1 protein-coding gene is annotated in these 3,118 nt (G+C 72.0%); it reads right to left on the bottom strand.

All coding sequences use genetic code 11. The features are described from left to right. A partial coding sequence (locus IE312_RS14590) for a CHAT domain-containing protein (RefSeq protein WP_189981853.1) occupies positions 1–3,069 on the bottom strand: 3,069 nt, incomplete at its 3' end. Positions 3,070–3,118: the final 49 nt, after the last annotated feature.

Genomic DNA, 3,118 nt, shown 5'->3' on the forward strand with positions numbered 1-3,118 from the left:
GGAGGCGCGGTAGCGTTTCTCGGCCTGCTGGTAGTCCCCCTGTAGCTGCGCGATGATGCCGAGCTGGTGGTAGCTGGAGGCGATGCCGGCGCGGTCGCCGAGCTCCTCCAGGATGGTGAGGGCGGACCGGTAGTGTTCCTCGGCTTGCTGGTAGTCTCCCCGCGCCTGCGCGATCATGCCTAGCTGGTGGGTGTAGCCAGCGGGAGGGCGGGAGCGGGTCGGGAACCAGGTGAGCGTCTCTTCCACCAGGCGTTGTTCCCAGTCCCAGGCTCCCCAGGTGTGCAACTGCAGGCACACGTACTGTGTGACGGCGTCGGCTTGATCGAGATCGCCCGCCCGGTGGTGGTGATGGCGGGCCTCGATGAGCTGGGTGATGTCGTCGGCGCGTGGCTGGGGCCAGACGTTCACGCGCCACCGCCAGTAGGCGGCGGCCCGCTGGTGGGCGACTGAGAGGGTGTCGGCGCGGGCGCGCCTGCGGAGGGCGTCGGCGGTCCAGTGATGCACGGTCAGACCGGTGGACTGGCTGCCCGGCCCCTCCTGGGGCGCGGGAGCCGGTGAGATAAGCCCTAGGTCCAGCAGCCGCTTCAACGCCTTCTGGGCCTGGGCGTCCAAGACGACCGGTGGCCGCCGCCACTCCTCCAGGACCGCGTTGTATTCGGCGAGTGCTTCGAACGGCAGACCATCGCCCTCGTCCGGCCCTGCTTCGGCCGTGCGGGCTGCCGCGATCTGGGCGCCCACCGCTTCGATGCGCTCGCGGAGAGCCGGGTCGGGTTCGGGGGGTGCGGTGAGATCCGACAGCATCCAGGCGGCCCCGGTTTCATCGACCGGGGTGCGGTAGACGGCCATCCCTTCCAGTAGTTGCCGCGCTCGTGGCACGCCGTCGAGCTGGGCGAGCAGGGTGTCCAGCAGGACGTCGTCGACCGCGAGGGTGACGGTCTCGGCCAGCGCCTTGTCCAGGTCACCCTGCACACCTGCCATCCAGCGTTCCGGGTCGGCGACGCCACGGTCCTCCAGAGCAGCCTCCATGCGATCGGCGATGTCGGGGAAGCGTGCCTGGCCGCCGCGCAGCAGGGCGTCGAGGTATTCCAGTGCTCTCGGGTGGCCTCCGACGTCGGCGTAGGCGCGCCGCTGTTCGGCCGGGGTGAGGGCGTCGAGGCCGGGCAGGCGCCAGATGAGTTTGCGGGTCTCCGCCAGCGACAGTGGCCCCAGATGGTGGGTGGTGAGCCGCTTGTGTGCGCGTCGGGGGAGGTGGAAGGGATGGCGGCTGGTGACCAGCAGCCGGGTGCACGGGCCGGCCGCCACCCACGCGGCCAGCAGTTCCGCGAGGTCCCCGTCAGTAAATTCCCATCCCTCGCCCGACGGCGCAAAGGTCAGGAGATCCTCGGCATTGTCCACGATCATCATGGCCGGCAGGCGTGGCAGCACGACCTGGCGAACCAGCTCCCACCGGTCCCGCCAGGGGGAACTGGCGTCCGCCAGGTCCATCACCACGTGCCGCAGCGGATCCGTTTCGGGCAGCCCCGCGTTCCGGCAGTGTGCCCTCAGGCGCTGCCGCAGGCATTCCAGGACGGAGTCGACGGTGCGGGTCGTGGCGGCCGCGATCGGCACGACCAACTGGTGCTCCGTGCCGTAGTGGTGCAGCAGCTCGGCGGCGAGGGTGGACTTGCCGACCCCGCCGATGCCGTGCACCAGCACACCGGCCCGCTGCGGGCCCCGCAGGGCGGCCAGCAGCCGGCGCAGCTCGGCGCGGCGGCCGACGAACTCGCCGACCTTGCGCACCACCATGCCCTCTTCCAGCGCCGTTTCCGCTGCGACCGCCACCTGCTCGTCGCCGTGGGCGCGGTCGAACAGGGGCAGGGGCGGGCCGGCCGAGAAGAGTGTGGGAGTGGCCCACTCGGGCCACCCGGCGCGCGGGTCACGCTCCGGCAGCTCGCGGCGCCGCTGTTCCAGGGTGCGGCGGGCGTTCGAGAGCGCGGTCAGCGGGTTGGGGTGCTCGGCCCGCGCCAGCGTCCGGTACATGTCCGCGGCCAGTTCGGTGGCGTAGCGGTCGGTCACGGCCTCGGTCATCGCCAGTACGGCCGGCACCCCGCGCTCCAGCAACGCGCGCGCCAGCCCCGCCCGGTTCCTCCCCTCCCCGTCGGCATCGGCCGTGTCGGCGGGGCCCGTGCCGTCCGCCTCGCCCTCGTCCCCGGCCGCCTGCCGCTCCACGGAGGTACGGGCGGTGGAGCAGCCCGCGAGTACCACCAGCGGAACACCCCGGTCGGCGGGCAGTGCGCCCATGAAGCGCTGCGCGTCGACCTCGTCGGCGTGACCGTGTTCGTCCTCGAGGATCAGCATCCCGGGGGCGGCGTGGCAGGACAGATGCAGGATGTGAAAACGCTCTTTCTCCAGCGCCGCACGGATCTCGGCCAGGCTTCCCCAGTTGAGCACCTGGACGTACGCGCCGTGTCCGGAGCGGGCGGGGTCGACCGCGTCCAGGATCCGGCTCAGTTCACGTTCGTAGTCAAGGAGTTCGCCTCCGCCGGATTCGGGGCTGGCCACCACCGCCAGGATGCGCAACGGTCCCGGCACCTGTACCGCCACCGGCTCGCTGTCCCGCCGCAGGGTGCGATACAGCTCCACCTGATCCGACAGCACCAGCGGGCCCGCCGCACCAGGCACGGTCAGGGTCTCCCAGGGCAGATCCACCCACCTGGGGTCATCCACCGCCAGCCCGATCTGCAAGGACGCGTTCCGTGCCCGGGCCAGCTCTTCCTGCCTGACCAGTTCGCTCGCCGCTTCGCCGTGCACGAAGCGCTTCCCCAGCGCCTCCCCCACAGCGACCAGTGCCCCCGCCGACCCCGCGGCGGCGTTCGCCTCGTCCAGCAGTGGCAACCGCCGCAGGACCACCCCGCCCGTCGCCCTCGCGCGGGCCCGCTGCAGCCCCCACAGCTTCTGCTCGAGATCCCGGTCGACACCCCACGGCGCACAGGACACCGTACGGCCCACGGTGGAGAACACCACGGAGTCCGCGCCGATCCGTAGCTCGCCCGCTACGGGGCCCTCCGGCCAGTACGCCGTGGGCGGCACCACCACAGGCTCGTCGCGCTTCGGGCGCTGCCCCGACGGCAGCCCTCGA

This window comes from Streptomyces capoamus, from assembly GCF_014654935.1.
Lineage (GTDB): Bacteria > Actinomycetota > Actinomycetes > Streptomycetales > Streptomycetaceae > Streptomyces > Streptomyces capoamus.